The 6,868-nt window shown below is 69.3% G+C and carries 3 protein-coding genes; 2 read left to right on the top strand and 1 reads right to left on the bottom strand.

Annotated elements, in window-relative coordinates; translation table 11 throughout:
- Nucleotides 1-1,613, bottom strand: a 1,613-nt coding sequence (locus ACFC1F_RS42210; RefSeq protein ID WP_376166996.1) for a condensation domain-containing protein, incomplete at its 3' end; no start/stop codon positions are given.
- 903 nt (nucleotides 1,614-2,516) lie between these two features.
- Between ACFC1F_RS42210 and ACFC1F_RS42205 the strand changes: the two genes are divergently transcribed.
- The gene (locus ACFC1F_RS42205; RefSeq protein ID WP_148648274.1) at nucleotides 2,517-2,735 is read left to right on the top strand and encodes an MbtH family protein; all 219 of its coding nucleotides are present in this window, start codon (nucleotides 2,517-2,519) and stop codon (nucleotides 2,733-2,735) included.
- Between the two features lie 244 nt (nucleotides 2,736-2,979).
- A partial coding sequence (locus ACFC1F_RS42200; protein WP_376166994.1) for an amino acid adenylation domain-containing protein occupies nucleotides 2,980-6,868 on the top strand: 3,889 nt, incomplete at its 3' end.

Genomic DNA, 6,868 nt, shown 5'->3' with positions numbered 1-6,868 from the left:
AGGGCGAGGACCATGTCGGTCGAGCGCTCCATGAACACCGCCACCCGCGACTCCGGGCCGACGCCCTGCTCGGTGAGCAGGTGGGCGAGCCGGTTGGCCCGGGTGTCGAGTTCGGCGTAGGTGAGCCGGGTGTCGCCGCAGACCAGCGCGACGGCGTCCGGGGTCCGCTCGGCCTGCGCGCTCAGCAGCTCGGGCAGCGTCGCCCCGGCCAGGGGGCGGGCGGTGTCGTTCCACTCCACCAGGACGCGCTCACGCTCGCCGGCGGACAGGACCTGCACCCGGTCGACGGGGTCGGCCGGGCGGGCGGTGACCGCCTCCAGCACCCGTACGAACCGCTCCGCGATCGCCTCGACGGTGCCGTGCTCGAACAGATCCGCGGCGTAGGCGAGTTGGCCACGCACACCGTGCGGGCGGGCACCCTCGAAGGTCTCCTGCAAGGTCAGAGACAGGTCGAACTTGGCGGGCGGCAGCGGCCCCGGCAGCACGCTCGCCCGCAGACCCGGGAGTTCGAGGACCGGGTCGGGGTTGTTCTGCAGGGCCAGCATGACCTGGAAGAGCGGGTGGCGGGCCATCGACCGGACGGGGGCGAGCTCCTCCACCAGGCGCTCGAACGGCACGTCCTGGTGCGAGAAGGCGTCCAGTGCCCGCTCGCGCACGCGCCGCAGGACCTCGCCGAACGACGGGCTCCCCGACACGTCCGTCCGCAGCACCAGCGTGTTCACGAAGAACCCGACGAGGTCGTCGAGGGCCTGGTCGGTACGGCCGGCCACCGGCGTGCCGATCGGCACATCCTCGCCCGCGCCCAGGCGCGACAGCAGGACCGCCAACGCGGCCTGGAACACCATGAACACCGTCACGCCTTCGGTGCGGGCCAGCTCCGCGATCCGGGCGTGCAGTTCGGCCGGGACCACCAGGTCCACGTTGCCGCCCCGGTGGGTCGCCACCGCCGGACGCGTCCGGTCGAACGGCAGGACCAGCTCCTGGGGCGATCCCTCCAACACGGAACGCCAGTAGGCCAACTGACCGGACAGCGCACTGTCCGCGTCCCCGGCATCCCCGAGGAGCTCACGCTGCCACAACGTGTAGTCGGCGTACTGCACCGGCAGCGGCTCCCAGGCCGGCGCCCCACCCGCGCACCGCGCCGCGTACGCCGTCGAAACGTCCCGCGCCAGCGGACCCAGCGACCAACCGTCACCGGCGATGTGATGCACCAACAGGACGAGCACGTGCTCGCGCTCGCCGCACGGGAACAGCCATGCCCGGAACGGCACCTGCTGCGAGAGGTCGAACGCGTACCGGGCCGCCTCCGCGATCGCCTCCGCCACGGCCGGCGAATCGGCGGTCGAACCGGCCGGTGCCGCGGGCGCCACCGTCAGCACCTCGCCGACGGCACTCGCCTCCAGGATGTCCTGATACGGCCGGCCTTCCACGGACGTGAACACCGTCCGCAGCACCTCGTGCCGCTCCAGCACGTCCCGTAGCGCCGCCCCGAGCGCCCCACGGTCGAGGTCGCCCTCCAACCGGAGCACCGCCGGGAGGTTGTAGATCGAGCTCGACCCTTCCAACTGGCCCAGGAACCACAAGCGCTGCTGCGCAAACGACAAGGGCACCATCAGTTGGATTCTCCTAGCTCGTCGAGCAACCCGAGGCAGGACGACGCACCGGTGAGCCGCTCGCACGAGCGCTCACACTATTTCCCCCGGAGGCCGTTAGGCCTGTTGCCTGCAACCTGAATCTTTGATTAAAGCGTCCAGTTGACCTGGTACGTACAAAAAGACCTTAGTAACAGCAGTAGGCATCCCTGCGCGGCAGTAGAAAAGGATCCCGAGCCAACAGTGGCGAGAACCACCGCGCCAAGCATAAGAGACCGACTACTACAGAGGCAGTGCCGCCTAAAGGACTACACGAACTTCGGAGCGCTTGGCAAGTGATCTTATCCACCCCTCAGGAGGGGCAACTGTACATGATCATCGCAAATAGGACATAAGCGTTCGACAGTATGCAAAGCTCTACCCTGGCCTCGCCGATCTGACGCGTGATAAGGTCCCTGACCTAGCCCTTTGATCGATCGAGGGCATCACTGGCTGAACACTCGGGGGAGACAGCAACGGTGGCAACAGAGGGCTTCAGTGCCGTGCGGTTCGGGGGAATAGTCGGCCCATTGGCCACCCCACCCGCACGCAGAATCTTCACGGAAAAAGAACTTCCCGAGCCAACTTTCCCAAGCCGCCCCGCCGAGCACTCTCATCCGCTATCCCGCGCTTGAAGACTCTGTAGCGAACCCGTGCAGGACCAAGGGCTCACACGCCTGGCCTGCCGCGTTTCGCGCGACATCGGCCGGCCCGGTCCCACCGTGACCGCGCACGCCGTGCTCCCATAGGCGTCAGCGACACCTTCGACGTCCGAACTGCGCATCTTCACAAGGCACTTCAGCATCAACTGATGCTGCCCGCCCTGTGCGGATCGCCGGTTCGACGATCGACGCCCCCCTCTTGCAGGAAGGCAAGGCCTCAACGATGGCAACGAATCCCTTTGAAGCAGCCGACCAGTCGTACCTGGCCCTGATCAATGACGAGGGCCAGCACTCGCTCTGGCCGGCCTGGATCGAAGTCCCGGCCGGCTGGAATGTGGCCTTCGGTGAGGCCCCGCGCGATGCGTGCCTCGAATTCATCGAGAAGTCCTGGCAGGACATGCGACCGAAGAGCCTGATCGAGGCAGTGCAGCAGGGGAACTAGGGCCGGAATCCGGCCGGAGCCGCCCGCCCTGACTTCCGCGGGATCCGGGGCTCCGGCTCCGCAATGCCACCGACAAGCGCCTCGGGGCCATTTTCCAGGCGCCATGAACCTGTCGTCAGGTGCGACCGGGCGAATCCGCCTGCGCTCTTCCTGACCCGCAATCGCAAGCGAATTTCAGCTGCTCATTTGGACGAACCCGGCGGTCGGCCCGGGAAGCCGGTAAGCAAAGTGGAGATGGTCTGACATGCTGCACGCTCACCTGGATCTGACGACGGCGCAGTTGGGCATCTGGCGGGCCCAGCAGATGGACCCGAAGAACCCCATCTACAACATGGGGGAATACGCTGAAATTCGCGGGAACCTCGACGTCCGGCTCTTCGAGTCGTCCCTCAGGCAGGCGATCGACGAGATCGAGGTTCTGCGGTCAGAATTCACCGAGGAGCACGGTGAATTGTCCCTCTCGATCGGCGAACCGTCCGACTGGCCTTTCGAGGTCATCGATCTGTGCACCCACGAGTCGCCCGCGGAGGCCGCCCTGGCCTGGATGCAGGCCGATATGGGCGTGCCGTTCGACATCAGGACCGGGCCGCTCTTCCGCGAGGTCCTCTTCAAGATGTCCGAGGACCGGTTCTTCTGGTATCAGCGGATTCACCACATCGCCTTCGACGGATTCAGCGGACGCCTGCTGTGGAACAGGGTGGCCGAGATCTACGCCGAACTGGCCGGCGGCAGCCCCGGGGTCACTCCGCGGATCTCCCCCGTCACCGGCCTGATCGAGGCCGAAAGGGCCTACCGGGAGTCCGCCAAGGACGGCGACCGGGAATTCTGGCGGGACCTCTACGCCGACCTGCCGGAAGCCGTGAGCCTGAGCGGCAAGGTGCCCGCCGGCATGCCCAACCGGCTCGAACGCCACCTCCAGCACGTCGAAGGGGACGAGGCGCTCCGGCTCCGCCAGGCCGCCAGGGGCCTGCGGACGAGCGTGGCCGGCCTCTACACGGTGGCGGCGGCCCTCCTCCTGCGCAAGACGACCGGCGCCAACGAGGTCGTCGTCGGCATTCCGGTACCGGGCCGCAGCGGCACCGACATGACGGTCCCCGGAATGATGTCGAACATCATTCCGATCCGCCTCCGGCTCTCCGCCGGAATGACGCTGTCGGCCCTTTCCAGGCACGTCTCCGCAAGGATTCGCGAAGCGCTCAAGCACCAGCGCTACCGCTACGAGGACCTGCGCGGTGATCTGCGCATCTCCGGCCAGCAGGACCTCTACAACCTCGTCGTCAACGTGATGCCCTTCGACTATTCACAGACGCTCGGGGACTGCCGGGTCCGCTTTCACGGCCTCTGCAGCTTCCACGTGAAGGACCTGTCGATCACGGTCTACGACCGATCCCTCGACGGCCGGATGGACATCGCGTTCGACGCGAATCCCGAAATCTATTCCCCGGACGACAACGCCGACAACGCCCGTCGTTTCCGGACGGTCCTCGACGAACTGGTGGCGCTGTCGCCCGACCGCCTGGTCGACGAGGTGTCGGTGCTGTCCGCCGGGGAGCGCGAGCGCGTCCTCGTGGAGTGGAACGACACCGCCCGCCCGTTGGCCGGGGCGACGCTGCCGGAGCTGCTGCGCGCGCAGGTGGAGCGGACGCCGGACGCGGTCGCGCTGGTCTGCGGCGGCACCCGCCTCACCTACGCCGAGCTCGACGCCCGCGCCAACCGGCTCGCCCACCTCCTGGCCGGGCAGGGCGTCGGTCCGGAGTCCCGCGTCGCGGTGTTCATGGAGCGCTCGACCGAACTGATCGTCGCCCTGCTGGCCGGCCTCAAGGCCGGCGCCGCCTACGTGCCGATCGACCCGCAGTACCCCGCCGAGCGCATCGCCCACATGCTCCGCGACTCGGCCCCGCAGTGCGTGCTCACCCACACCCCCACCAGCGGTCTCCTGCCCGAGACCGGCAGCAGCACGCGGATCGTCGTGGACGACCCCTCGACGCCGGCGCTGCTCGCCTCCCTGCCCGGCCACGACCCGCTCCCCCGCCTGCTGCCCGACCACCCCGCCTACGTCATCTACACCTCCGGCTCCACCGGGACCCCCAAGGGCGTGGCGCTCTCGCACCGCAGCCTCGTCAACTACGTGACGAGGTGCTGGGAGGCGTATCCGGAGCTGGCCGAGTCCACCCTGTTCCACGCCTCGGTGTCCTTCGACGCGGGCGTCACGGGGCTCTACGGCGCGCTCACCTCGGGGGGCCGTGTCCACCTGGCGGCGCTGGACAACGACCTGCCGGGGCTGCTCGGGGACGAGCGGCTGGCCTTCCTGAAGGCCACGCCCAGCCACTACGCCACCCTTGGGTCCCTGGACGGGATCTGCACGCCGACGGCACGGGTGATGGTCGGCGGCGAGGCCGTCCGCTGGGACCAGGTCCAGGGTCTCCGCCGCCGGCACCCCGGTGTGCGCGTGGTCAACCACTACGGTCCCACCGAGGCGACGGTGGGGTGCACCGACTTCGACGTCACCGGCGACGGGGCGGACCTCGACGGGTGCCTGCCGATCGGGCGGCCGATGTGGAACACCCAGGTCTACGTCCTGGACGCCTCCCTACAACCGGTGGCGCCGGGCGTGGCCGGTGAGCTCTACCTCGCCGGGGCCCAGCTCGCCCGCGGCTACCTCAACCGGCCCGGTCTGACCGCCGAGCGGTTCGTCGCCTGCCCGTTCGGCGAGCCCGGCGAGCGGATGTACCGCACCGGCGACCTGGCCCGCTGGCAGGCCGACGGGAACCTGGAGTTCATCGGACGCGCCGACGACCAGGTCAAGATCCGCGGCTACCGGATCGAACTGGGCGAGGTCGAGGCCGTCGTCGCCGGCCACCACGCGGTCGCGCAGGCCACGGCGGTCGTCCGCGAGGACGCTCCCGGCGACAAGCGGCTCGTCGCCTACGTCGTCCCCGTCCCCGGTCGGGACGGCCACGGCCCCGACGACGACCGGCTGCCCGCCGACGTCCGCCGCCACGCCGGACAGCACCTGCCCGAGTACATGGTCCCCGCAGCGGTCGTCGTCCTCGACGCCCTCCCGCTGACCGTCAACGGCAAGCTCGACCGGCGGGCCCTCCCCGTGCCGGACTACGCCGCCGCCTCCACCGGCCGCGGCCCCTCCACCCTCGAAGAGGAAATCCTCTGCGCGGTCTTCGCCGACGTGCTGGGCCTGGAGCAGGTCGGTGTCGACGACAACTTCTTCGAGCTGGGCGGGCACTCGCTCCTGGCGGTGACGCTGGTGGAGCGGCTGCGGTCCCGTGGTGTGCCGATCAAGGTCAAGACGCTCTTCCTGTCGCCGACGGTGGCGAAGTTGGCCGAGCAGGCCGCGCACCGGGGTGAGGTGGAGGTGCCGGCGACGAACATCCCGGAAGGTGCCACGCGCCTCACGCCGGAGATGCTGCCCCTGGCCGGGCTGAACGAGGACGAACTCGCGCAGATCGCCGCGGTGGTCCCCGGCGGGGTGGCCAACGTCGCGGACGTCTACCCCCTCGCGCCCCTCCAGGAAGGCATCTTCTTCCACCACCTCATGCGCGAGCAGGGCGACCAGGACGCGTACGCCTCCGCGGCCGTCCTGGGCTTCGCGTCGCTGGAGCGGGCCGAGGCGTTCGTCGGCGCCTTGCAGAGCGTCGTCGACCGGCACGACGTGCTGCGGACGGCGATCGTCTGGAAGGGGCTGCGGGAGCCGGTCCAGGTCGTCGCCCGCCGGGCCGAACTGCCGGTGGAGCGCCTCGTTCTCGACCACGCCGACGGTGCCGACGACGCGGTGGAACAGCTGTTGCGCGCGTGCGGCCGGTCCATGGCCATCGACCGCGCCCCCCTGATGCGTGTCCACCTCGCGGAGGACCGCGCCAACCGGCGCTGGCTCCTCGCGCTCCAGTCCCACCAGATCGTTCGTGATCACACCGCACTTGAGATCATGCTCGGTGAGGTCGCGGCGTTCCTGGCGGGTCGTGGGGAGGGTCTGCCGGCGCCGGTGCCGTTCAGGGAGTTCGTTGCGCAGGCGCGGTTGCGGGTGCCCGAGGAGGAGCACGAGCGGTACTTCGCCCAGTTGTTGGGTGATGTCACGGAGCCCACGGCGCCGTTCGGTGTGCTGGACGTCCTGGGGGACG

It is taken from the genome of Kitasatospora sp. NPDC056181 (genome assembly GCF_042266225.1).
Lineage (GTDB): Bacteria > Actinomycetota > Actinomycetes > Streptomycetales > Streptomycetaceae > Kitasatospora.
The sequence above is the reverse complement of the archived record's forward strand: the minus strand, read 5'-3'. Positions and strand labels throughout refer to the sequence as shown.